This is a genomic window from Amycolatopsis sp. CFH S0740, from assembly GCF_004522315.1.
Lineage (GTDB): Bacteria > Actinomycetota > Actinomycetes > Mycobacteriales > Pseudonocardiaceae > Amycolatopsis > Amycolatopsis nivea.
Genome location: NZ_SDLS01000021.1, coordinates 1 through 23628, shown reverse-complemented (window position 1 = coordinate 23628; position 23628 = coordinate 1). Strand labels below are relative to the sequence as shown.

General features: G+C 69.9%; 18 protein-coding genes. 7 read left to right on the top strand and 11 right to left on the bottom strand.

The features are described 5' to 3' along the window. The first annotated feature begins 32 nt into the window (after positions 1 to 32). Positions 33 to 1733, top strand: coding sequence for a hypothetical protein (locus EIZ45_RS47700; protein ID WP_134667083.1), 1701 nt, complete (start codon positions 33 to 35; stop codon positions 1731 to 1733). A gap of 5 nt (positions 1734 to 1738) precedes the next feature. Here EIZ45_RS47700 and ilvA read toward each other — a convergent pair whose 3' ends face one another. Beyond that, a complete protein-coding gene (gene ilvA / locus EIZ45_RS29795) occupies positions 1739 to 2944 on the bottom strand; it encodes a threonine ammonia-lyase (protein ID WP_037816730.1) in 1206 nt (401 codons plus the stop codon). Positions 2945 to 3039: 95 nt separating this feature from the next. Here ilvA and EIZ45_RS29790 point away from each other — a divergent pair, with 95 nt between their 5' ends. Then, positions 3040 to 3303 (top strand): hypothetical protein, encoded by a 264-nt coding sequence (locus EIZ45_RS29790; RefSeq protein ID WP_043828078.1) that lies wholly within the window; start codon positions 3040 to 3042, stop codon positions 3301 to 3303. Positions 3304 to 4233: 930 nt separating this feature from the next. Here the strand turns inward: EIZ45_RS29790 and EIZ45_RS29785 are convergent. The 6 genes from EIZ45_RS29785 to EIZ45_RS29760 all read right to left on the bottom strand — a co-directional run bounded on the left by EIZ45_RS29785 (position 4234) and on the right by EIZ45_RS29760 (position 11185). After that, a complete protein-coding gene (locus EIZ45_RS29785) occupies positions 4234 to 5391 on the bottom strand; it encodes a cystathionine gamma-synthase (protein WP_134667085.1) in 1158 nt (385 codons plus the stop codon). A 102-nt stretch (positions 5392 to 5493) separates the two neighbouring features. Then, positions 5494 to 6150 (bottom strand): hypothetical protein, encoded by a 657-nt coding sequence (locus EIZ45_RS46550; RefSeq protein WP_037816736.1) that lies wholly within the window; start codon positions 6148 to 6150, stop codon positions 5494 to 5496. 85 nt (positions 6151 to 6235) lie between these two features. Continuing rightward, the gene (locus EIZ45_RS29775) at positions 6236 to 6781 is read right to left on the bottom strand and encodes a hypothetical protein (protein ID WP_240690805.1); all 546 of its coding nucleotides are present in this window, start codon (positions 6779 to 6781) and stop codon (positions 6236 to 6238) included. 227 nt (positions 6782 to 7008) lie between these two features. Further along, positions 7009 to 8463 carry a hypothetical protein gene (locus tag EIZ45_RS29770; RefSeq protein WP_134667087.1) on the bottom strand — a complete coding sequence of 485 codons (1455 nt, stop codon included), beginning with the start codon at positions 8461 to 8463 and terminating at the stop codon, positions 7009 to 7011. Between the two features lie 115 nt (positions 8464 to 8578). Beyond that, positions 8579 to 9949, bottom strand: a complete 1371-nt coding sequence (locus EIZ45_RS29765) for a cystathionine beta-synthase (RefSeq protein WP_037816738.1) — start codon at positions 9947 to 9949, stop codon at positions 8579 to 8581. A gap of 321 nt (positions 9950 to 10270) precedes the next feature. Next, positions 10271 to 11185 carry a pentapeptide repeat-containing protein gene (locus EIZ45_RS29760; RefSeq protein ID WP_134667089.1) on the bottom strand — a complete coding sequence of 305 codons (915 nt, stop codon included), beginning with the start codon at positions 11183 to 11185 and terminating at the stop codon, positions 10271 to 10273. A 120-nt stretch (positions 11186 to 11305) separates the two neighbouring features. On the opposite strand from EIZ45_RS29760, the gene EIZ45_RS29755 reads away from it, so the two are divergent. Further along, positions 11306 to 12526 carry an acetyl-CoA C-acetyltransferase gene (locus EIZ45_RS29755; protein WP_037816740.1) on the top strand — a complete coding sequence of 407 codons (1221 nt, stop codon included), beginning with the start codon at positions 11306 to 11308 and terminating at the stop codon, positions 12524 to 12526. Positions 12527 to 12589: 63 nt separating this feature from the next. Here EIZ45_RS29755 and EIZ45_RS29750 read toward each other — a convergent pair whose 3' ends face one another. From EIZ45_RS29750 to EIZ45_RS29735, 4 genes are all read right to left on the bottom strand, one after another. After that, positions 12590 to 14122 (bottom strand): DHA2 family efflux MFS transporter permease subunit, encoded by a 1533-nt coding sequence (locus EIZ45_RS29750; protein ID WP_134667091.1) that lies wholly within the window; start codon positions 14120 to 14122, stop codon positions 12590 to 12592. Positions 14123 to 14308: 186 nt separating this feature from the next. Then, complete coding sequence (locus tag EIZ45_RS29745) at positions 14309 to 15586, bottom strand: YeeE/YedE family protein (protein WP_370318197.1); 1278 nt, start codon at positions 15584 to 15586, stop codon at positions 14309 to 14311. A gap of 150 nt (positions 15587 to 15736) precedes the next feature. Continuing rightward, a complete protein-coding gene (locus EIZ45_RS29740) occupies positions 15737 to 16369 on the bottom strand; it encodes a hypothetical protein (protein WP_205670148.1) in 633 nt (210 codons plus the stop codon). A gap of 147 nt (positions 16370 to 16516) precedes the next feature. Continuing rightward, a complete protein-coding gene (locus EIZ45_RS29735; protein ID WP_037816748.1) occupies positions 16517 to 17377 on the bottom strand; it encodes a Bax inhibitor-1/YccA family protein in 861 nt (286 codons plus the stop codon). A 320-nt stretch (positions 17378 to 17697) separates the two neighbouring features. On the opposite strand from EIZ45_RS29735, the gene EIZ45_RS29730 reads away from it, so the two are divergent. From EIZ45_RS29730 to EIZ45_RS29715, 4 genes are all read left to right on the top strand, one after another. Next, the gene (locus tag EIZ45_RS29730; RefSeq protein WP_134667098.1) at positions 17698 to 19188 is read left to right on the top strand and encodes a collagen binding domain-containing protein; all 1491 of its coding nucleotides are present in this window, start codon (positions 17698 to 17700) and stop codon (positions 19186 to 19188) included. Between the two features lie 19 nt (positions 19189 to 19207). After that, on the top strand, positions 19208 to 19921 hold the full coding sequence (locus tag EIZ45_RS29725) for a class F sortase (protein ID WP_037816753.1): 714 nt from the start codon (positions 19208 to 19210) through the stop codon (positions 19919 to 19921). 217 nt (positions 19922 to 20138) lie between these two features. Further along, on the top strand, positions 20139 to 22130 hold the full coding sequence (locus EIZ45_RS29720) for an SDR family oxidoreductase (protein WP_134667101.1): 1992 nt from the start codon (positions 20139 to 20141) through the stop codon (positions 22128 to 22130). A gap of 120 nt (positions 22131 to 22250) precedes the next feature. Beyond that, the gene (locus EIZ45_RS29715) at positions 22251 to 23399 is read left to right on the top strand and encodes a cell division protein DivIVA (RefSeq protein ID WP_043828063.1); all 1149 of its coding nucleotides are present in this window, start codon (positions 22251 to 22253) and stop codon (positions 23397 to 23399) included. Positions 23400 to 23628 lie beyond the last annotated feature (229 nt).

Sequence of the window (23628 nt, the reverse complement as noted above, 5' to 3'; positions counted from 1 at the left end):
AAGCGTTCGCCCGGTGAGGAGCCGCTGAACCCATGACCCGGCCACCGGTGCCGCTCACCGCTGCCCAGCAGCAGGAGCTCGTCCAGCAAATCGGCCAGGCGGCCGCGTCCGCGCTGCCCGCGGGCTGGCAACAGTTGCAGGTCGTCTGCCGCGCCGCGGGACGGCACGTCGAAGTCGACGTCGCCGCGCTCGCCCCGGACAACCGGACCTACCCGGTCCAGCCGCATCCGGAGCTGCCGCGCCTGTTCGGCGTGCTGCGCACCGGGATGTACCAGCCGGGCCGCGGCACGTGGCTGACCGCGACCTTGGTGTTTTCGCCGCAGCAGCCGCCCTTCACGGACTACCAGCCGGACGTCGAACCGCGCTGGCGGCAGCTGCCTCCGCCGATCGGCTTCCAGGACGAGCTGCGGTTTTTCCCGCGCGAGGACCGCTTCGTGCCGCCGTGGTTGCGACAGCGAGCTGGCGCGACTCCGCCCGCTGCTGCTCCCGGACAGCCGGTTCCGCCGCCCGTCCCTGGCGCGGGGCCTGCGGTGCCGCCGCCGCTGCCGGGTACCGAGAATCCGCCTGCTGCTCCTCCCGCACAGGCCGCCGAGCAACCGGTTCCCGCACTTCCCGTGGACGAACCCACCTCGCCGCCGCCGTTGCCGGACACCGAAAACCCACCCGCCGCTCCTCCGGCACAGGCCACTGAACAACCGATTCCCGGGCTCCCCGTGGACGAACCCAGCTCACCTCCGCCATCGCCTGCCACTCCGCCGCCGCTGCCCGACCTGGAGCAGGCTGCCTCGGCGTCGGCTGGTGACGAGGCGCAGTCCGAGCCAAGCGAGGTCGCGGCGGCGACTACGGCTTCTGCGGAAGCACCGCCGACCGAGGCGGAAACCGTTGCGTCCGAAGAGGATTCAGCGAGTCCGGCAGTCGAGCTGCGTACGCCGCGGGTCTACGACGGGCTCGACGAGGCGGGGAATCCGGTCGTCGATCGGGAAGCGCTGTCGGCGGAGGAGCGCGAGCGAGTTCTCGCTTATCTCGACAGCGCGCCGGTAATCCTGGCGTCGCGCAGCAAGGACACCGACGCCTTCGATCGGTCGCGCACGGACGCTGTTCCGCTGAACTTCCGGACCGACGGCAGCTGGGTGTGGCCCGGCGCGGTCGCCTATTACCTGCGCGAGCACGGGATTTCGCCGGATCCGGAGCTACTCGGGCACATCCGGGCGGTCGGATATGCCGCGCCGGAGGTGGACGAAGCGACGCAGGAACGGATGCTCGCGGCGCTGACCACCATGCCCGCCGAGGAAAGCCGTCCCAGCGAACCGGCTCCGAGGGATCCAGAGCAACTGCTGGGCGAGATCTCGACGGCCCTCGTCTCCGCGGCTCCGCAGGGATGGCAGCAGATCGTCTTCGACTTCATGACGCTGGGCAGGCACGCGAACCTCGCCTGCGGCGCGCGGATGGCGGACGGGAGCACGCAACAGGTTCCCGTCGCGCGAGAGCTGTCGAAGCCGTTGGCTGAACTGCGGCGCGCGAAGTACGTCCAAGGACGGGGCACCTGGTACACGCTCTCGCTGGTCATCGACCCGCCGTCGAACTATCAGGCCAGCTTCGACGAGGACGACGAACCGGCCTTCCACACGTCGCCCCGGCCCGAGGATTACGCGCTGGACCAGGAACTTTACCCGCGCGAAGAGGATTATCTCCCGCTGTGGTTCAGCGCCCGGCTGCCGGAAAGTCCACAGTAGACTGTTCAGCTGACGATCGTGAACCCCGCGTCGGCGAGGGCGGCCTCGACGTCCTTGCAGTGTTCCGGGCCGCGGGTTTCGAGGGCGAGGGCGACGTCGACCTCGCCTAGGGCAAGGCTGCCGGAGATGCGGGAGTGCTCGACGTCGAGGACGTTCGCGCCGAGGTCCTTCACGCAGGACAGCACCGAAACCAGCGAGCCCGGCCGGTCCGGCACGCGCAGGTGCAGCTTCAGGTAGCGCCCGCCCGCGGTCATGCCGTGCTGGATGATCTGCTGCAGCAGCACGGGATCCACGTTGCCGCCGGAGAGGATCGCCACCACCGGCGGCTCGAAAGCGCCGGGATGCTGCAAGAGCGCGGCCATGGAAGCGGCGCCGGCCGGCTCCACGACCAGTTTCCGCCGCTCCAGGCACAGCAGTACCGCGCGGGACAAGGATTCCTCGCTGACCGTCACGACGTCGTCGACCAAAGACTCGACGTGCGCGTAGCTGACCTTGCCCGGCTCGCCGACCGCGATCCCGTCCGCCATCGTGTGCACCTCGCGCAGGCGGACCGGCGCGCCCGCCGTCAGCGAGGACGGATACGCCGCGGCGTCCTCGGCCTGCACGCCGATCACCCGGATCTCCGGATGCAGCGCCTTGACCGCCGCCGCGACCCCGCCGACCAGCCCGCCGCCGCCAGTCGGGACGAGGATCGTTTTCGCGCCCGGGACCTGCTCGAGGATCTCCAGTCCGACGGTGCCCTGGCCGGCGATGACGTCGGCGTGGTCGAACGGATGGATGAAGACCGCACCGGTGCGTTCCGAGAACGCGATGGCCTCGGCGAGGGTTTCGTCGACGACCGCGCCGTGGAGGTGGACCTCCGCACCGTAACCGCGGGTCGCGGCGAGTTTCGGCAGCGGAGCGCGCAGCGGCATGAAGACGGTCGACGAAATGCCGAGCAGCGAAGAGGCCAGCGCGACCCCCTGCGCGTGGTTGCCGGCACTGGCCGCGACGACGCCGCGCGCGCGTTCTTCGGCGGTCAGGCCGTGAATGCGGGTGTAGGCGCCGCGGATCTTGAAGGAACCGGTGCGCTGCAGGTTCTCGCACTTGAGATACACCGGGCCGCCGTGCAGCCGGCGCAGGTCGCGGGCGTGCTCCATCGGCGTGACGCGGGTGATGCCCTCGAGAAGCTTGCGAGCTTCCTGGATGCGCTCGACGCTGACCAGTTCCATGGCGCCGATGATGCCACCGACGGACGGCCGGGGTGCGCCGCCCGCCGGACCGGTACCCTGATTACGGCAGCCACACATGATCAGGGAGTGCGACCATGGCACGCGCGCAGCACGGGACCACCTCCCGGGCCAAGTCCCGCACCGGTCTGCTGCCGCTCGCCGCGGGCATCCTGTCCGCCGTGGCCCTCACCGGAGCCGCCTTCGCGACCGTCGAAGCTGCTGGCTGCGGAGGCCCCGCCCAGTACATCCGGCACGACAACCACGTCGAACTGGTCGGCGGTTGCGTCAACGGCACCGACCTCCCGGCCACGACCGGGACCCGGCAGGCCAATGCGCTGCCGGAGAACAGCAAGCCCTGACCGACTGGGTTGCGGCCGGGCTGCGGCTGGGCTGAGGCCGGGCCTGAGCTTGGGCGGCATGGATTTCGCCGGGTTCGCCGCGCGAGGCTGGCGAGGCTGGGAAATGGTCCGCCGGGGTGGCGGATTATGCGTGATTCGACGCGGCTTGACCAAGCCAAGCGAGGCAGCCCAGGGCCACGCAGCAGGCGACTTCGGCGAAGACGGCCGCCCCTTGGCTCTGAAACTGGCTCTCAGCCCGGCAGTTTCAGCGATGGCAGAGGTCAGACCTGTGCCGCCGGGCAAGCCCTGACCACCTGGCTCGGCCGAACTCCGGCTGAGTTGAACAGCAGGGATTGGAACGGCACGGGTTTCTTTGGGTTCGCCAGGCGAAACAGGGACGCGGCTCGCCGAGCGGCAATGGTTTCCCCGGGTTCGCCAGACGGGAGGGCAGGTGTTGGCTGGGGGCGATAGTGCCCCCGGTTCGCCAACCGTGACGGGGACGCAGCCTGCCAGACGGTGACAGTTCCCCGAGCCCGTCAGCCGAGACGGGGACGCGGCTCGCCGAGCGGCGACAGTTTCGCCGGGTCCGCCAGCCGAGACGCGGAAGCGCTCGCCAGGCGGCGATAGTCCCCCAGACTCACCAATCGAAACGGGGAAGCGGCTCGCCGAGCGGCGATAGCTTCCATCGGGCGCGTCAGCCGAGGCGGGTGTTCGCCGGGCGGCAGATTATGCGGGATTAGATGCACCGGCCAGCTTGGGAGCAAGCGAAACGCAGCAGCTTCAGCGCCCGTCGCGCCACAGATTCGCGTCCCGAGGCAAGCCGGTCGCGAAGACCACCAATTCAGCTCGAGGGCCGGACTCGGCAACCACACAGCGATCGGCCGAGACACAAACCCATGGGGCGCAGGACAAGAACGGGGCACCGGAAACCAGTGCCCCGTCAAGCCAAGATCAGCCCAGTGCCTGCGTAAGGTCCGCCACCAGGTCGCGTCCGTCCTCGATGCCCACCGACAACCGGATCAGGTCTTCTGGGACTTCCAGCGTCGAGCCTGCCGTCGAGGCGTGTGTCATCTTGCCCGGGTGTTCGATCAGGCTCTCGATGCCGCCGAGTGACTCCGCGAGCACGAACAGCTTCGTGCGGGACGCGACTTCCAGCGCCGCTGCCTCGCCGCCCGTCACGCGGAACGACACCATTCCTCCGAAGCGGCGCATCTGCTTCGCGGCTACCTCGTGGCCGGGGTGTTCCGGCAGGCCGGGGTAGTAGACCTTGGTGACCTTCGGGTGCTTCGCCAGCGTGCGGGCGACCAGGTCGGCGTTGTCGCTGTGCCGTTCCATCCGCAGGGCCAGCGTCTTGAGACCGCGCAGGGTGAGCCACGCGTCGAACGGGCCGGGGACGGCGCCCGCGGCGTTGCGCAGGTAGAAGAGTTGCTCGCGCAGTTCGTCCTCGTTCGTGACGACCGCGCCGCCGACTACGTCGGAGTGGCCGCCGAGGTACTTGGTGGTGGAGTGCACCACGATGTCCGCGCCGAGGGCCAGCGGGGTCTGCAGGTACGGCGTGGCGAAGGTGTTGTCCACGACCAGGCGCGCGCCCGCGTCGTGCGCCGCGCCGGCCAGTGCGGCGATGTCGGCGACGCCCAGCAGGGGGTTGGTCGGCGACTCGCACCAGATCAGCTTGGTCTCCGGGCGCATCGCGGCCCGTACGTCGTCGATGCGGCTGAGGTCGGCGACCGTGTGCTCGACGCCCCACAGGCTGAGCACCTTGTCGATCAGCCGGAACGTGCCGCCATACGCGTCGTTGCCCAGGACCAGGTGGTCGCCGGGGCGCAGGACCGTGCGCAGCACCGCGTCGGACGCGGCCATTCCGGACGCGAACGCCAGCGTGTGCCGGGCGCCCTCGAGCGAGGCGAGAGCTTCCTCCAGCGCGGTCCGCGTGGGGTTCGCGGTGCGCGAGTATTCGTAGCCGCCCTCGCGGGTGCCGCCCACGCCGTCCTGCGCGTACGTGGACGTTTGGTAAATCGGCACGATGACGGCACCCGTGCGGGGATCGGGCTGCTGCCCGGCGTGGATCGCGCGTGTTTCAAAACCCAGGACGGAGTAGTCGTCGGCCATGGTTCCCAGGGTACGGGGCACCCCCGACAATCCCATCAGCTGGGAGGCAACTCACCATGCGGGAGAGGCTGCCGGTACAAACCCGCACCGGCAGCCCCGCGGTCACCAGCCCTGCGGAGCCGGGTAGCCGCCCTGGACCGGTGCGTCCGGGCGGTAGTTGACCCATTCCGCGGTCGGCTTCACAATCGCCAGCACCAGGGTCGCGACCGGCGGGATCAGCCCGATCAGGGCGCCGCCGATGCCCGCGCCCAGCACCTGGGCGCTGCCCTTGTATCCAGCGGTCGCGACGCCGGCGAGAACGACGCTCAAGATCGTGTACGCGATCACCAGCCCGCAGCCGATGATCGTGCACAGCCGGGCGGCCGGCTTGTGCAGGAACAGGCCGATGCCGCCGAAGAACAGCAGGCCGACGAGCACCGCGTTCACCACGATCGACGCGTACAGCTGCCACAGCGTGATGTGGATGGCAGACAGCGCCACCACGGCGAGGATGATCGAGATGATCGCGAAAATGCCGCCGATGATCGCGAGGATCCCGGCGATGATCGCGGTCGCGCCGTTCGGCTTCTGCTGGTAGACGCCAGGTCCGCCCGGGTACCCCGGATACGGCTGACCCGCGGCGGGCGGGGCGAACGGCTGCTGCGGAGCGCCCGGGTACGGCTGGGCCGGCGTCGGCTGGCTCGCCGGGTACGGCTGCCCTGGGAACGGGCCGCTCTGCGGGTTCTGTGGCTGGCCCTGCGGGTTCTGGGGGTAGGTCACGGGGAGTCCTCGGTGCATCTGGTCCCGCCGGGCGGCGGGCGGAGTGCTTGTATCGTGCCAGCTCCGTCCCGGTTTCGGGGCGGATTTACCACTGTCGCGAGGGTGACGAAGCAGGCACCACGGGTGCGCGGTAGCGCAAGTAGCCGAAGGTCCGGGGCAGTCCGGCCAGCACGAGCACCAGCAGCGCCGCCGCCGCCAGCGTGACGCGATCCAGCGCGGCGAAATTCTCGAACCGCAGCAGGGTCCGGAAGTACTGGGCGTACCCCGGGGAACCGCTCAGCGCCGGTTCCAACAGAAGCGCGCCGAGTGCGAGCAACGCGCCCGCGATCAGCAGCACCGCACCGGCTGTCGCGCGAAAAAAGGTCGCGATCGCGCCGATCAGCAAGACCAGCGAAGCGGCGAGATACGCGCCGAGATCGGCGAGGGTCAGCGGCGAGAGATCGCCGAGGCTGAATCCGGACGGAATGTCGAGGAACAGTCTTGCCGGGAGATAGCCTGCCGTCGCGGCGGCGACGAGACCGAACAGCCCGGCCGCGATCGCGGTGCTCCCCTTCGGGCGGTGCGGAACCGGTTCCGCGAGGGAGGATTCCCGTTCCCGCTGCCGTGCCGGAAGTGCGTGCAGGCCGCTCACGGCAGGTCCCCCTCGGGCTGGGAAGGCGATTCGGACGGCGCCCACCCTAGCCCGGAAACGCATCGTTGGGGACCGGCGCGAGCGCATGCGCGCCGCAATTCCCCCGGCTGCCGGAATCGCCGGGAAAAGGCCACCAGCTCCGCGCGAACCCCGCGAAAAACGGACTGGAAACGACGAAGGGCGCCGCCGTCGGGAGACGGAGGCGCCCTTCGCGGAGATTCAGCGAGTCACCACTGCTGCGGCGGCTGCTGGCCCGGCTGGCCGTAGCCCGGAGGGGGCTGCTGCCCGCCCGGCGGCGGGTACTGGCCCGGCTGGCCGAAACCGCCCGGCTGCTGCGGCGGCTGGCCGTAGCCCGGCTGCTGGCCCGGCTGGCCGTAACCGGGAGGCGGCTGCTGCCCGAAGCCCGGCTGCGGGTTCGCGCCGCTGTTCGGGTTCGGACCGCCCGGCTGCGGGAAGCCCCCGCTGTTCGGGTTCGGGCCGCCGGGCGGCGGGAAGCCGCCGGACTGCGGCTGGCCGAAGCCCTGCGGAGCGCCGCCGCCGAAACCGCCCGGCTGCTGCGGTCCGCCAGGACCGCCCTGGCCGCCCGAGGACGAACCGAGGCCGACGTACTGCGAGGTCGCCGGGATGATCGCGACCACGCCGATGATCAGGATGATGATGCCCAGGATCAGCGTCAGCATGCCGCCGCCGCTCGTGGCGCTGGAGCTCGCGCCGCCGTACTTGTCGGCGAAGGAGCTGCTGACCGAGGTCCCGGACTTCGCCAGGATCGAGAACAGCAGCAACAGCACGCCGCCGACGAGCACGCCGATCGGGGCGAGCTTGCGCATCACGGCCGCACGCGAGGCGAGAGCCAGCGCGACGCCGCCAGCCAGCGCGATCACCGCGCCGACCAGGATCATGATCACGTAGAACAGCAGCGTGCCCGGCGAGGCGAGACCGGCCTCGTCGAACAGCTTCTGGTACCGGCTCGAGCTCTCGTACAGCTTCGAGTAGTCGCTGGTGTCGCTCATGTAGCTGAACGACACGATCAGCGCGATCAGGCCGAGCACCGCGGTGACGCCGCCGGCGATGTAGCCGTACAGCGCGTTCCCGCCGCCCGCCGACGGCGCGGCGGACGCGCCGAACGGGGCGGGCTGGCCGAAGCCCGGCTGCCCCGGCTGCCCGGGCTGGCCGAACGCACCCTGCGGCGGGGCGCCGAAGCCGCCCTGGTCGAACCCGCCCGGCTGGCCGAAGCCCTGCGGCGGCTGACCAGGCTGTCCCGGGTGTCCCGGGTGCCCGGGCTGACCCGGCTGGCCGAAGCCCTGCGGGGCGCCGAACCCGGCGACCGCGGCCGGGTTGTCCGCCGCGCTCGGAGGCGGGGCGTACGGGATGTTCTGCGGCTGCTGGCTCGGCGGGACCAGCTGCGTCGACTCGGCGTTGCCCTCGGCGCTCACGGGGTTGACCACCTGCGTGGCGTTCGAGTCAGCCGGCTGTCCCGGCTGCACGACCTGCGTCGGTTCCGGGGTGTCGCCGAAGGTGCCGCCGCCCTGAGCGGGCTGCTGCGGCTGGCCCGGCTGGACCACCTGGGTCGGCTCCGACGCGCCGAAGGGACTGTCCTGCTGCGGTGTAGGACCACTCGACGGGCCCTGCGGCGGCTGCTGGCCGCCGTCCCAGGGCTGGTTCGGTGGCTGCGGAGCACTCATGTGGGTCTTGAACCCCCTTGACGAGGACGCGAAAAAGTTCTATTCGGCCGTAACGCTATCGGATGCCCGGCCAGGACGCGCGCAGACGCCCCGGCCGGCGTCGGTGAGCTTGTGCCTATCTGCCCGCGAGGAACGCGAGCAGATCGTGCCTGGTGACGACGCCCGCCGGCTTGCCGTCGATCAGCACCAGCGCGCCGTCGGCCCCTTCGAGCGCCTTCATCGCGGCGCTCACCTGCTCGCCCGCCCCGATCGTGGGCAGCGGCGGCGACATGTGTGTCTCCAGCCGGTCGGCCATGTGGGCCTTGCCGGTGAACAGCGCGTCGAGCAGGTCTCGCTCGTTGACCGCGCCGACCACCTCGGCGGCCATCACCGGCGGTTCGGCGCTGACCACGGGCATCTGGCTCACGCCGAATTCCGCCAGGATGGCGACCGCTTCGGCGACCGTCTCGTTCGGGTGCGAGTGCACGAGGCTGGGCAGCGCGCCGGACTTGCGGGTGAGCACGTCGCCGACGGTCGCGCCGGAGGAATCCGGCGGGAGGAAGCCGTAGGAGGACATCCAGGCGTCGTTGAACACCTTGGTGAGGTAGCCGCGGCCGCCGTCGGGCAGCAGCACGACCACGACGTCGTCCTCGGTCAGGCCTTCGGCGAGCTTCAGCGCGGCGGCCACGGCCATCCCGCACGAACCGCCGACGAGCAGGCCTTCCTCGGTCGCGAGCCGGCGCGTGATCTCGAACGAGTGCGCGTCGCTGATCGGGATGATCTGGTCGGCGACGTTCCGGTCGTAGGTCTCCGGCCAGAAGTCCTCGCCGACGCCCTCGACCAGGTACGGCCGTCCGGTGCCGCCGGAGTACACCGAGCCCTCGGGATCAGCCCCGACGACCTGGACGCGGCCGTCGCTGACCTCCTTCAGGTACTTGCCGGTGCCGGAGATCGTGCCGCCGGTGCCGACGCCCGCGACGAAGTGGGTGATCTTGCCGTCGGTCTGCCGCCAGAGCTCCGGGCCGGTGGAGTGGTAGTGGCTGGCCGGGTTCTCCGGGTTGGCGTACTGGTTGGGCTTCCAGGCGCCCTCGATCTCGCGCACGAGCCGGTCGGACACGTTGTAGTACGAGTCGGGGTGCTCGGGCGCGACCGCGGTGGGGCACACGACGACGCGCGCGCCGTACGCGCGCAGCACGTTGCGCTTGTCCTCGCTCACCTTGTCCGGGCAGACGAACACGCACTGGTAGCCCTTGCGCTGGGCGACCATGGCCAGCCCGACCCCGGTGTTGCCCGAGGTGGGCTCCACGATCGTGCCGCCAGGGCGCAGTTCTCCGGAGGCCTCGGCGGCCTCGATCATCCGCAGCGCGATCCGGTCCTTCACGCTGCCGCCCGGGTTGACGTACTCGACCTTGGCGAGCACGAGCGGCTTGAGCCCCCGCGTAAGCGAATTCAGCTTGACCAGCGGGGTGTTGCCCACGAGGTCCACGATGTGTTCTGCGTACTCCACGGCGACCAGCCTAAACAGCCGGGCCCGGGACCGGCCAGCGCGGGATCGGCGGGCGGTCTCCGGGTGCGCGTCGGGGCCACGGGCGGCGCCAGGCGAGGTCGGGCCTCCCCCGGCGCGGACCTCAGGCAGCCACCAAGCCGCGCGTCGACACCGGGACGGGCCCGAGGGCCGCCGCACGCCGATCCGTGATCCCGTCCCGGAGATCCGTCCCGGCCCGCAATGCCGCGCAGTAACGCTTGAGGGCCATCATGACCGGTTCACCTCCTAATCAGGGATCATCTTCTTCTTGTTGACTCTTCACCGATCCTAGTGGTTCCGCGGTTATTTCGAAACACCCGATGGAACCAGCCGGAGCCAGCCGTCGTCGCCGGGTTCTTCGGTCCAGCCGGGCGGCCAGGTCCGTTTGTAGCCGGGCTTCGCGAGCGCGCCGGCCAGCCCGGCTTCCGAGTGCGTCCCGAATTCCGCGTGCTTCTCGAACTTCGCGCCGCGGAATACGTCGTCTCCGCCGCCGAGGACGGTGCCGCGGAAGTCCGCGCGTTCGCGGAACACCGCTTCATGGAAATCGGCTTTGCTGCGGAATTCGGTGCCGCGGAAGGTCGCGAATTCCTCGAATTTGGTCTGGTAGCACACGATGGAACGGATTCTGCAGTGCGTGAGAGTCAGCGCGACGAGCCTGGCCCCGGAGAAGTCGAGGTCGATGTCCGGCCAGTACGACCCGTTCGGCTCCTCGCCGCCGCCCGGACGCAGGTGCAGCATCAGGATCCGCTGCGCGGCCTTGCGGACCTGCACCTCTTCGTCCGTGCCGTCCAGCGGCATCCGCAGGTACGCGCAGAGCACGTTGACGATGGTCTGCCGCTGGTCAGCGTGGCTTTGCGCGAGCCGTTCGAGCGCGTAGAGCCCGGCCAGCCGGACCGGGGCCTTGTCGCTGCCGAGCTGGTCGGCGGCCTTGCCGTACATGTCGGTGATCCGGCGCTCGGTCGCGTCGTGGTCCTTCTGTTCCAGGTCCAGTTCGGCGGACCGCTGCCGCCGCGCGGCGAGCAGGAGCGCGGCCGCGCCGCCGGTCCCGACGACGATGCTCGAGGCCGTACGCAGCGCGTCGAGCCGCGACGAATCGGCCGGGGTGCCGCCGCCGAGCAGCCACAGCAGCAACGCCGCCGCGACGGCCGCGAGCAGCACGATGCCCGTCCCCCACCACGCGATCGTGCGGGTGGACAACACCCGGTTGCGCTCGGTCACGGCGGAAATCCTCCCACGGGAGCAAGGTGGTGCATGTCGCCTTCGGCTTTCGGACGGACGCCGGACGCGGCAAGATGGTGAGCAACCGCTTAGTGCCGCCGACCCGAGGATGTGTCAGTCATGCCCGAAGCCGTCATCGTCTCCACCGCCCGTTCCCCGATCGGCCGCGCCGGGAAGGGCTCGCTGGTGGGGATGCGCCCCGACGATCTTGCCGTGCAGATGGTGCGCGCGGCGCTGGACAAGGTGCCTCAGCTCGACCCCGCCGACATCGACGACCTGATGCTCGGCTGCGGCCTGCCCGGCGGCGAGTCCGGCTTCAACATGGGCCGCGCGGTGGCCGTCGAACTCGGCTACGACCACCTGCCCGGCTGCACCATCACCCGGTACTGCTCCTCCAGCTTGCAGACCACCCGGATGGCGCTGCACGCGATCAAGGCGGGCGAGGGCGACGTCTTCATCTCGGCGGGCGTCGAGGCCGTGTCGCGGTTCGCCAAGGGCAGCTCCGACTCCTGGCCGGACACGCACAACCCGCTGTTCGCCGACGCCGAGGCGCGCACCCAGGCCACCGCCGAGTCCGGCGCGGACAGCTGGCAGGACCCGCGCGAGAACGGCCAGCTCCCCGACGTCTACATCGCGATGGGCCAGACCGCGGAGAACCTCGCGCGGCTCAAGGGCGTCACCCGCGAGGAGATGGACGAGTTCGGCGTGCGGTCGCAGAACCTCGCCGAGAAGGCCATCGCGGACGGCTTCTGGGCCAAGGACATCACGCCGGTCACGCTGCCGGACGGCACGGTCGTGTCGAAGGACGACGGGCCGCGTGCGGGCGTCACGCTCGAGGGCGTGTCCGGGCTGAAGCCGGTCTTCCGCCCCGACGGCCGGATCACCGCGGGCAACTGCTGCCCGCTCAACGACGGCGCGGCGGCTGTCGTGATCATGTCCGACACGAAGGCGCGCGAACTGGGCCTGACGCCGCTGGCGCGCGTCGTGTCCACCGGCGTCACCGGCCTGTCGCCGGAGATCATGGGCTACGGCCCGGTCGAGGCGTCGAAGCAGGCGCTGTCCCGCGCCGGTCTGTCCATTTCGGACATCGACCTGGTCGAGATCAACGAGGCGTTCGCCGCGCAGGTCATCCCGTCCTACCGCGACCTTGGCATCGACCTCGACCGGCTGAACGTCAACGGCGGCGCGATCGCGGTCGGCCACCCGTTCGGCATGACCGGCGCGCGGATCACCTCGACGCTGATCAACTCCCTGCAGCACCACGACAAGCAGTTCGGCCTCGAGACGATGTGCGTCGGCGGCGGGCAGGGCATGGCGATGGTGCTGGAGCGGCTTTCCTGAGCCCAGCAACGCAAAAAAGGGCCGTCCGCGGGGGTTCGCGGACGGCCCTTTTCGATGTGCGGGTCAGTGCATCAGCACCGGCGGAGCGACGTCGTCGGAGCCCGTCGCCTCGGGCACCACGCGCTTCTTCGGCAGGAAGAACGCGGGCACCAGGCACAGCGCCAGCAGGATCGTGCCCCACAGGAACGTCGTCGCGAACGACTCGCCCGCGAGGCCAGCCGCGGCGTCGTGCGTGGCCGGGTTCATCGTCGCCGCAGTGGCGACCAGCTGGCCCTGGCTCGTCGGGACGCCGAACTTCCCGGCGAGCAGCGCCGCCAGGATGATCGACATCACCGCGGACCCGATCGCGCCCGCGGTCTGCTGCAGGATGTTCGTCGCGGTCGAGGCCTTCGCCATGTCCTTGGACTCCAACGTCTGCAGCGCGGCCGAGGTGATCGGCATCATCGTGCAGCCGAGGCCGAGCCCGACGACGAACAGCGCGGCGAGCAGCAGCGGGTACGACGTGGTCGCGGTGACCTGGGTGAAAGCGATCATGCCGACCACGATCAGCACCAGGCCGGGCACCACGATCTTGCGCGGCGCGATCTTGTCCGCCAGCCGTCCGGCGATCGGCATCGACACCACCGCGCCTAGGCTTTGCGGCACCAGCAGCAGACCGGCGTTCAGCGCGCTTTCGCCGCGCACCAGCACGAAATACGTGGGCAGCAACAGCATCGCGCCGAAGAATCCGACGCAGAACACCGCCATCGTGATCATCGCGACCGAGAACGACCGGTTGCGGAACAGCTTCAAGTCGATCAGCGGATGTTCCACGGTCCGCGCGCGCAGCACGAACGCGACCAGCAGCACGATCCCGACCAGCGCGGGCAGCCACACCTCGAGCGCGCCGACGGTGCCGGTGGACGGAATCCGCGAGACGCCGAAGATCAGCGCGGCCAGGCCGGGCGACACCATCAGCATGCCGAGGAAGTCGAAGCGGCCGGACGGTTCCGGGTCGTCCTTCGGCAGCAGCTTCAGCGCGAGCAGGAAGGCGATCAGCCCGATCGGGACGTTGATGTAGAAAATCCAGCGCCAGCTCACCGAGTCGACCAGCCAGCCGCCGAGGATCGGGCCTGCCATCGGGCCGAGCAGCATCGGCACGCCGAGCACCGACATCACGCGGCCGATCCGCTGCGGGCCCGCGGTGCGGGTCAGGATCGTCATGCCCGCGGGCATCAGCATGCCGCCGCCGAGGCCCTGCACGACGCGGAACGCGATCAGCGATTCGACGTTCCAGGCGAGCCCGGCCAGCATCGAGCCGATCAGGAAGGTGCCGATCGCGAGCAGGTACAGCCGCTTCGTGCCGAACCGGTCGGACGCCCATCCGGTGACCGGGATGACCGTCGCCAGGGCCAGCATGTAGCCGGTGGCGACCCACTGGATGGTGTCGAAGGACGTGGCGAACTGGATGGTGAGCTTCTGGAGCGCGACGTTGACCACGGTGGTGTCGAGGATCGCCATGATGGCGCCGAGCACCACCACGGAAGCGACCTTCAGCACTCCCCGATCGAGTTTGTCACCGGCATCCGGCGCGGCCGGAGTCGCGGGTGCGGACATGCGGAACCCCATCTGTTAGTGGTGATGCGCAAGCCCGCGACGCGACAATACGACGGCGGTTCCCCCTTGCGCGCGCTCCAGACTAGCCGAGCGGCAAAGCGGCGACGCAGTCTTTTTCACTGCCGGGCGAAATGCGTGGGGACTTTTCGCGCAGTCACGATGACCTGCGAAAAGTCCCCGATCGGCTCAGCAGATACTGTCCGTGCGCACAGGGTTGCCCAAACCGAACAACGGCCGCAGTTTCAGCCCGATCCAGGTGCCGAAAAGCGCGAACGCGCCCCACAGCCAGCCGTGCAGACTGCCGACGGAGATTCCGCCGAGGTACGCGCCGATATTGCAGCCGTTCGCCAGTCGCGCGCCGATGCCCATGAGGATTCCGCCGAGGATCGCGGCGACCGCGGTGCGCCACGGGATCGAGCTGTGGATCTTCCACGCGCCCGCGGCCGCGGCGGCGACGAACGCGCCGATCATGATGCCGATGTCGGTGAGGCTTGTCTTGTCCTGCCAGATCGGCTTGGACAGGGACGTCGCGTTCGCCTTCAGCTGCCAGAACTCCCACTGCTCCGGGTGCAGTCCGAACACCTGGAGAATTTTCGCGCCCCACAGGCTGAACGCGCTCGTGACGCCCCAGATGCCGCCGGAAACCAGGTACACCGCGCCGGCCAGCACGCCGAGCACGACCGCGCCGGCGAGGATCGGCCAGGAGCCGCGGAAGATCCGGGCGAACCCGCGCGCGGTCGGCACAGTGTCGACCGGCGGCGGCACGCGACGCTTCTGCACCACCCGGGTCGCGAGGACGATCGCGGCGAGCACCGCGATCGTGATCGCCCACGAACCGAACCAGCCGACGTGGTCCGACAGCAGGAACCCGGACACCTGCGGCCAGCCGGTGAACAGCGGATAGCCCCAGGTGTAGAGGACCGAACCGGTGATGAAACCGCCGAGGGTCAGCACGATCGTCGACTGCCCGGCGCCGACCGCGAACAGCGTCCCGGACGCGCACGCGCCGCCGAGTTGCATGCCGATCGCGAACAACGTGGCCCCGACGAACAACGCGAGCCCGATCGGCCCGACGTTCGTCACCGGCACCGGTTTGCTGCCGAAGAGGCCCGCGCCGGTGCCGCAGATGAGTGCGATGAGCGTCGCGGCGGTGCCGAGCAGGAGGGTGTGCGCACGGAGGCCCTGGCCGTTGCCGACGGCGATCAGCTGCCGCCACGCGGACGTGAACCCGAAGCGGGAGTGGAAAAGCGCGAGGCCGAGCGCCAGCCCCAGCACGAGCAGGACCCCGAACTTCGCGCCGTGCGCGGCCCAGACGTAGGCGGTCAGCCCGACCGCGAGCACCGCGGCGACGGCCAGCGGGACGACCTTGACCGGCTCCTCCGGTTTAGGCGCCGGAGCCGCGCACGAAGTGGGGAAGTCGAGAAGTTTTCGCTCGTCGACAGGGGAATCGGTGGTCGCCACCACGTCTCCTGAGGGGGTCGGGGATGAACGGGGCCCGCCCGGCGGCGGGCGGCGATCCACGTTAGGTCCCGGTGAGCCCCGGACGCAGCCTGTCTCACGGAGTGCGACGAACGGCCGAAACCGGGCGTCCGGACGGCCCCTTTGTACCGCCCGTCAGCTCTTGATGCAGATGGCTTCCTCCGGGTCGGAGTACCAGCGGACAGTGGTCGAACCACTGCCCTCGCACGCCGAACGATCCTTCGCGCCGGGCACGAGCTTGACGATCTCCGCGTTCTTCTGCGGATCGGTGCACGGCACCTTCTGGTACGTCGTGCTGGCGGTCTGGAGCCCGGCGAGGCAATCCCCTTGCTGCACGTTGGGGATGAGGCAGAGCACGCGGTGGTTCTTGCCGCCGGTGGTGTAGCGGTAATAGTCGCCGCGCGGGCAGGTGCCGCTCCGGTTGGCGCGCGCGACCGCGACCTTGACGTTCGCTCCCGGATCGGCGCAGTCGACGGTTTTCGTCGTCGTGGTCGAGCCGGACTTCTCGATGTGCATGCAGTCGCTGGCGTGGGTGTTGCTGGTCGAGTTGCCGAACTTGAGGAAGCCGATGACGACCCCCGCCGCCACGATCACCACCGCTACGGCGACCAGCACCACGGTCCTGGTCGGGAAGTTTCGCTTCGGGCTCTGCTGGGGCGGCATCCCGCCCGGACCGTAGTGCTGCTGGAACGGCGACTGGCCCTGCTGTCCGTAGCCCTGCTGTCCGTAGCCCTGCTGCGGTCCGTGCCCGTGCGGGGGAACGCTCACGTGATGCCTCGCAAACCCGAAAGAAAGATTCCGACCGGGCACATCCAACACGACGGCCTCGGGGACGCGCAGAGCTTCCCGGCAGAAAAACAGAAAAGGCGCTCCGCGTAACGCGGAGCGCCCCTTCCCGGGAAACCTGTGCGACGGCTAGTCGCGCAGGTAAGACAGCAGACGCAGGATCTCGAGGTACAGCCACACCAGCGTGGTCATCAGGCCGAACGCGGCGTACCAAGCCCACTTCGACGGCATGCCGGCGCGGATCATCTTGTCGGCCTGGTCGAAGTCGAGCAGGAAGCTGAACGCGGCGATGCCGATGACCACCAGGCTGAAGACGATGGCGAGCGGGCTGCCGTCGCGCAGCGGGTTGAAGCCGAAGAACAGCGCGGTGACCAGGTTGACCAGCATCAGGATGGCGACGCCTGCGACCGCGCCGACGATCCACTTGGTCAGCTTCGGCGTGACCTTCACCGCGCCGGTCTTGTAGACGACCAGCATCGCGACGAACACGCCCGCGGTGCCGATGAGCGCCTGCAGGGCGATGCCCGGCAGGAACACCTCGAATAACCCGCTGAGCGCACCGAGGAACAGGCCCTCGGCGCCGGAGTAGACGAGCGTGAGCGGACCGCTCGGCTTCTGCTTGAAGATGATCACCAGCGACACGACGAGGCCCACCACGAGCCCGCCGATCAGCGCGCCGAGGAGCGGACCGCTCGGCGAAAGCCTGCCGAGGGAGTCGCGCACGAGCTGGGACTGCGCCCAGATCGCCGTGAGCACGCCGACGACGAGCGCGACGCCGAGCGACATGCCGGTCTTGATGACGACGTCGTCGACCGTCATCGGACGGTCGGCGGAGGCGGTGCCCATCTGGCCAGGGCCGTAACCCGGGACGCCGCCTTGGCCCTGCGGCTGGCCGTAGGGCTGGTCGAAGCCGACGTTCGGCCCGTACTGCCCGGTCGCGGCCGCGCCGCGCGGGAGATTGCGGAACGCCGGGTTGCTGCTGGAACGCACCTGTCCTCCTGGACTTTATGGCACCTTGCATCGGGTTCAACGACCGCGGCGGCTCGCTGGTTCCCGTTCGGGTAAAGCAGATTTTACTCATCACCCGCACGGGTGGGGCCACCCCCGTTACGGCCACCGTAGGCGATGAAGGTCACGACCGTTCACCGCAGGTCACCCGATGGTCTCTAGACAACTCCCCCGCTGACCCGCGAACCTTCACATCGCGTGTCCGGGAAGTGACCGAACGCGTGTCGGGGAGTTGTTCGATCAGGTGAACTGCGAGGACGCCGTTCAGGCGTCGGCAGGCACGTCGAAGGAGCCAACACACCATGGGGTGGATCTCACGCCCGCGCGCTCGCTGGCGCGCGGCCACCGGGCTGGTCGCGACCGCACTGCTCGGCGCACTCTCCGTAACCGCGCTGGGGGCGACCCCGGCCTCGGCAGCCGCCGTCACCGGCCACGGCCGAAACATCGAGCACAAAGAGTCAGACGGCGTCACATACAAGGACTGGCTCGGCTCCTACAAGGTGGGCGGCAAGGACGTGTTCTGCGTCAGCTTCCACCTGAAGGCTCCGGACAGCGACGAGGAGTACCAACCAGGTCAAGATCTGCTGACGAAGTGGGGCAAGCCGCTGGCACCCGACATCGCAGGCAACATCTCCTACCTGCTGTTGCGTTACGGCAACACCTCCGATGACGACGAGGCAGCCGCGCTCGCCCATCTGCTGCACTCGTGGACCGCCAAAACGCAGACGCCCGGCGACACGGACTTCGGCACGCCCCCGAACAAGGCGGCCTATCCCGAGGACAAATACTTCAAGCTCCTCACCCCGGAAGCCGCCAAGGACGTGGCCAAGATGAAGGCCGAGGCCGAGGCGAACCGCGGCCCGTGGACCGCGTCGGTCACCGCGCCGAAGGGCGATCAGCACCTCGGCCAGCCCGCGACCTGGACGGTCACGGTGAAGAATTCCAAGGGCAAGGGCATCCCGGACGTTCCGGTGAAGCTGACCGCCACCGACGGAACCATCGGCCAAGCGGACAAGCAGGCAGACACGGAGAAGGCGTCCGATTCTTCGGCGGGCAACTCCGCTCCGCAGGCCGCGCAGAAAGACACGACGCTGAAGACCGATGCGAACGGCACGGTCACGGTGAAGGTCACGCCGGCCGGCGACCAGCCGAAGCTCGTCGCCTCGTTGTCCGCGCCCGCGGACAAGCCGACTGTGCAGAACCCGGTCAACACCAAGGACGGGATCCAGAGCGTCGTCGGCACCGGCGGAGAAAAGCAACTGACCGCCCAAGGCGTCGTCGCGGTAGCGAAGCCGGGCAAGGTGCAGGTCACCAAGACCGACGCCAAGACCGGCAAGGGCATCGGCGGCGCGACGCTGCGGGTCACCGGCAAGGACCGCAAGACCGCGGCCACCAGTCAGGACGGCAAGCCGCTGACCGGGCCCGACGGACAGCCCGCCGTGGTCACCACCAGTGGCGAGAACGGCACCGCGACTGTCGAGAATCTGCTGGCCCCGCAGGAGGTCTGCGTGGTCGAGGTGAACGCGCCGCCTGGCTACACCAACGCGTTCGACCCGAACAATCCGCCCGCCGCGTGCGGATCGCTGACGCCGGGCGGCACACTCGCGCTGACTGTGGCCAACACGCCGAACGAAGTGCCGCACGCGATTCCCGCCGGCGACCTGCCGGTGACGATGGCCAAGGGCACCGTCGAGACGAGCTTCTCCACCGCTGGCATCGCGGGTCTCGCCGCGCTGGTGCTCGTCGGTTCGGGTCTGGTCGGGTTCGCCGCTCGGCGGTCGGCGCGGCGGTAAGCGAAAGCAGCAAGGGCAGATGAGCGGAAAAGGACGGCTGGTCGGCGGGTTCGTGCTCGGCGCGGCGAGCGTGCTGGCAGTGGAACTCGCGACGGTCGTGATCAGTTCGCCGCCGACGACGGTGGTGGCCGGGAGCGCGTCCCCGGTCGCCGCCGCCGTTCCGGCCGCTTCGCCGCAGCAGCTGGCTCCCGCGCCGCCGCCGTCGAGCAGTTCAGCGGCGCCGCCGCCCAGCAGTTCGGCGGCCGCTCCGCCCGCGGCGCCCGCGGAGCATCGGCAAGCTCCGGAACCGGGGCCGCAGGCGCCGGGCACGATCCGGCTGCCCGGCGGCGGGACCGCGGCGATGGTGCGGCAGGACCTCGGGCCGGGCAACACGCTTCCGGTGCCGTCGGACATCGGCCAGGCGGCCTGGTGGGGCGCGGACCTGGAAGCGGTCAGCGGCGCGAGCGTGTTCGCGGGCCACGTGAACTGGCGCGGCGCGACCGGGCCGTTCTCGGAACTGTGGAGCGAGCGCATCGGCGGCGTGGTGACGATCGTGGACCGCGCGGGCAAGACGAGCCGGTACCGGATTTCGCAGCTGGTCACCGTGCACAAGAACGATCTGCCGAGCCGCGCCGACGATCTTTTCGGGCAGGCCGGTCCGCATCGGGTCGTCCTGGTGACCTGCGGCGGGCGCTGGATCGGCGGGAGCGACGGGTACGAGGAGAACCGCGTCGTGATCGCGGACCCGGAGTGAGGGGTCCCCTCGCGACCCGCTGAACCCGCGCGAGGGGTCCATTCGCGCAGCTTCTGCACGGCCTCTCGTTCGCGGAAATCCGCTGCCACCTGCGGGACCCCGTGCCGACGCTAAGTTACTTGCGAGTAACCTCACCCTGCCGCGTTGTGGTCAGGGCGGCGTCCATGCAGCAGAATGCCCATGGGTCCAGGCGGCGGCACGGCGGAGGGTGATGGAGATGGCGACGTTCTTGGTGACAGGCGCGACCGGGTTGATCGGGCGCCAGGTCACCCGGCAGCTGCTCACCCGGCCGGACGTGGAACGGGTCGCGCTGGTGGTGCGCGCGTCGTCGCGGGGGAAGCTGGCCGCGCTCGTCGACGCGTGGCCGCATCCGGACCGCGTCACGCTCGTGACCGGCGACCTCGGCGAACCGCTGATGGGAGTGTCCGAGGCGGACCGGGAGACGCTGCGCGGCGTCGACCACGTCATCCACCTCGCCGCGCTCTACGACATCACCGCCGACGACGAAACCAGCATCCGGGCCAATGTGGACGGTACGCAGAACGTCATCGACCTCGCCGCGGACCTGAACGCCGGGTGCCTGCACCACGTCTCGTCGGTCGCCGTCGCGGGCGACCACGAAGGACTGTTCACCGAGGACATGTTCGACGTGGGACAGCGGCTGATCACGCCGTACCACCGCACCAAATTCGAAGCCGAGAAGCTCGTCCGGGACCAGCACGAGGTGCCGTGGCGGGTGTACCGGCCCGCGGTCGTGGTCGGCGATTCGCAGACCGGCGAGATGGACAAGATCGACGGCCCGTACTACCTCTTCCCCGCGATCAGCAGGCTCGCCGGGCTGCCCGACGTCCCGTCCGCCGGACCGGATCTGGGCGACACCAACGTGGTTCCGGTCGACTACGTCGCGAAGGCCCTGCTGGAGCTGGTCACCACGCCGGGTCTCGACGGCCGCGCCTTCCACCTCGTGAACCCCGAACCGCAGCCGGTGGTGTCGGTCTACAACGCGTTCGCCCGCGCCGCCGGGGCGCCGACGATCACCGTGCAACTCGGCGACAGGGTGTCGAAGGGAATCGTCGGGCTGGTCAAGCTCAGCGAGCACATTCCCGGGTTCACCATCGCCCGCGACGCGGTGCTGGAGCGGCTCGGCATTCCGCCGGTGCTGCTGGAAACGATGGCTTTCCCGTCGGTGTTCGCGTCCGCGGAGACGCGGAAGGCGCTGGCCGGAAGCGGCGTCGAGGTGCCCCGGCTCGAGGAATACGCCCCCACGCTGTGGCGCTACTGGCGCGAACACCTCGACCCGTTCCGCGCACGCAAGCACGGTCCGCGCGGCGAACTGGACGGCCGCCGGGTGATCATCACCGGCGCGTCGTCGGGCATCGGCCGGGCGACCGCGCTGAAGGTCGCCGCGGCGGGCGGGGTGCCGCTGCTGGTCGCGCGGCGGCAGCACGAACTGGAAGAAGTGCGCGACGAGATCATCGCGGCGGGCGGCACCGCGTCGGTGTACCCGGCCGACCTCACCGACGAGGATTCGGTGCGCAAGGCCGTGGACGCGATGCTGTCCGAACACGGCCGGATCGACATGCTCGTGAACAACGCCGGCCGCTCGATCCGGCGCTCGATCAAGCTGTCGTACGACCGGATGCACGACTACGAGCGCGCGATGGCGATCAACTACTTCGGCGCGGTGCGGCTGATCCTGGCGGTCCTCCCGCACATGTCGGAGCGGAAATTCGGGCACATCGTGAACGTGTCCTCGATCGGCGTGCAGGGAATCGCGCCGCGGTTTTCCGCCTATGCCGCGTCGAAGGCCGCGCTGGACTACTTCTCCCGGATCGCGGCGACCGAAACGCACGGCGACGGGATCACCTTCACCACCATCCACATGCCGCTCGTGCGCACGCCCATGATCCGGCCGACGAAGATCTACGACGCGTTCCCCACGAAATCGCCGGAGCAGGCGGCGGACATGGTGCTGAAGGCGCTGATCCAGCGGCCGAAGCACATCGGCACCCCGGCGGGCCAGGCGATCGGGCTGACCTACACGCTCGCGCCGGGGCTGACCGACGCGATCGCGTACCAGGGTTTCCGGATCTTCCCGGACTCCGCGGCGGCGGGCGGCAGCGGGAAACTGAAGATCGGGCGGGGCGAGAAACACCTGTCCCGTGCGGCGATGGCGCTGGCCCGGCTGTCCCGCGGCTTCCACTGGTAGTGACGGCTTCGCGCGGCGGGTGAGGCCGTTCAGGCGAGATCGACACGAAGAATCGACCCGGGGCGGTGATTCGCCACTCCTGGCGGCACGCACGCCAGGTGCGCGGGTACGGTCGTGGGCATGGTTCCCGAGCGAGACAACGGCCTCCTCCCGCTGCGGCGCGAGTACACCGAAGCCTGGCGCGGCTTCGACCGCACCGAGGTGCGGCAGTACCTCGACCACCTCGAAAGCCAGCTGCACCGGCTGATCACCGACCGCGACGCGGCGGCCGCCCAGGTCGCCACGCTGTCGCGCGAACTCGAGACGACGCGCGGCGAGGTGTCGAAGCTGCAGTCGCGGGTCGAGGAACTGATGAAGCCGCCGGAGCGGCTCGAGGACCTGGACGAGCGGATGCAGCGCACCGTCACGCTCGCGAACGCGCGGGCCGAGGAGATCACCAAGCGCGCGCAGGTGGCGGCGGAGAAGCACTGGGCGTCGTCCACCGAGGCGTCCACGAAGCTGCGCGAGCGATACCACCGCCTGGTCGAGGAGCTGGACAAGCAGGCCGAAGCGCTGCACTCGGAGCACGAGGCCGCACTGAAGGAAACCCGCGCCGAAGTGCAGCGGCTGACGGTCGAGGCGGCGCAGCGCCGGGAACTCCTCGACAACGAAGCCGAGCGCAAGCGCCGCAAGATCGAGCGCGATTTCGACGCGAAGATCACCGCCGAGCGCACCGCGCACGAAAAGATGATCGCCGACCAGCGCACGGCCAGCAAGAACCAGGCCGAGCGCCGCATCGCGGAAGCCACCGCGGAGGCGACCCGCCGCGTCGAGGAGGCGACGGCGGAGGCCAAGCGCCGTCTCGACGAGGCGACCACGCAAGCGGCCCAGCGCACCACCGCGGCGACGCGCAAGGTCGAGCGGCTCGCCGAGATCCGCGAACAGGCCCGCAAGAACCTGGCGCTGGCCGACGAGGTCCTCGGCCGCAGCGAAGGCTTGCTGACGGCACTCCCGTCGGAATCGGTGCTGCCCGCCGCGTCGAAACTGGTCGGCGGCGACGACCCGGCGAAGCCAGACCCCTCGCCGGCCCCGGTCGAGCCGAAGCCCGCACCGTCGCCGAAGCCGAAGGGCGAGAACGGTTCTGCTGCCAAGAGCGCGACCGGGAACGGCTCGTCCGCGAACGGCGGGGCGACGGAAAGCTCGGCGGGCAACGGCGCGAAGAACGGGAACGGTTCGACGGCGAACGGCGCGAAGTCTCAGCCGCAGACGGCGGGCAAGCCGAGCAGCTGATCCACGGCACGCGATGAGTCCGCCGACCCGACCCGGTTCGGCGGACTCGCTCGTGTCTATGGCCAAGTCCGTGAGGGCCGCCCTGAGGGAATCAGCTTCAATGCCAGGAACTTAAGCCGCGTCGCCCCGCTGCCCGACGCACAGGACGCGCCGGGCAAGGCAAACGTACGTGAGGGGAACCCTGAGGGAATGAACTGGCCCCCGAAAGTTGGACTGGCTAAGTGAAGGT

Coding starts and splice junctions, on each gene's coding strand:
- EIZ45_RS29715 (WP_043828063.1), top strand. CDS start 22,251: ATGGTTCCCGAGCGAGACAACGGCCTCCTCCCGCTGCGGCGCGAGTAC.
- EIZ45_RS29770 (WP_134667087.1), bottom strand. CDS start 8,463: ATGAGTGCTCCGCAGCCACCGAACCAGCCCTGGGACGGCGGCCAGCAG.
- EIZ45_RS29755 (WP_037816740.1), top strand. CDS start 11,306: ATGCCCGAAGCCGTCATCGTCTCCACCGCCCGTTCCCCGATCGGCCGC.
- EIZ45_RS29750 (WP_134667091.1), bottom strand. CDS start 14,122: ATGTCCGCACCCGCGACTCCGGCCGCGCCGGATGCCGGTGACAAACTC.
- EIZ45_RS29725 (WP_037816753.1), top strand. CDS start 19,208: ATGAGCGGAAAAGGACGGCTGGTCGGCGGGTTCGTGCTCGGCGCGGCG.
- ilvA (WP_037816730.1), bottom strand. CDS start 2,944: ATGGAACTGGTCAGCGTCGAGCGCATCCAGGAAGCTCGCAAGCTTCTC.
- EIZ45_RS29790 (WP_043828078.1), top strand. CDS start 3,040: ATGGCACGCGCGCAGCACGGGACCACCTCCCGGGCCAAGTCCCGCACC.
- EIZ45_RS47700 (WP_134667083.1), top strand. CDS start 33: ATGACCCGGCCACCGGTGCCGCTCACCGCTGCCCAGCAGCAGGAGCTC.
- EIZ45_RS29730 (WP_134667098.1), top strand. CDS start 17,698: ATGGGGTGGATCTCACGCCCGCGCGCTCGCTGGCGCGCGGCCACCGGG.
- EIZ45_RS29720 (WP_134667101.1), top strand. CDS start 20,139: ATGGCGACGTTCTTGGTGACAGGCGCGACCGGGTTGATCGGGCGCCAG.
- EIZ45_RS29785 (WP_134667085.1), bottom strand. CDS start 5,391: ATGGCCGACGACTACTCCGTCCTGGGTTTTGAAACACGCGCGATCCAC.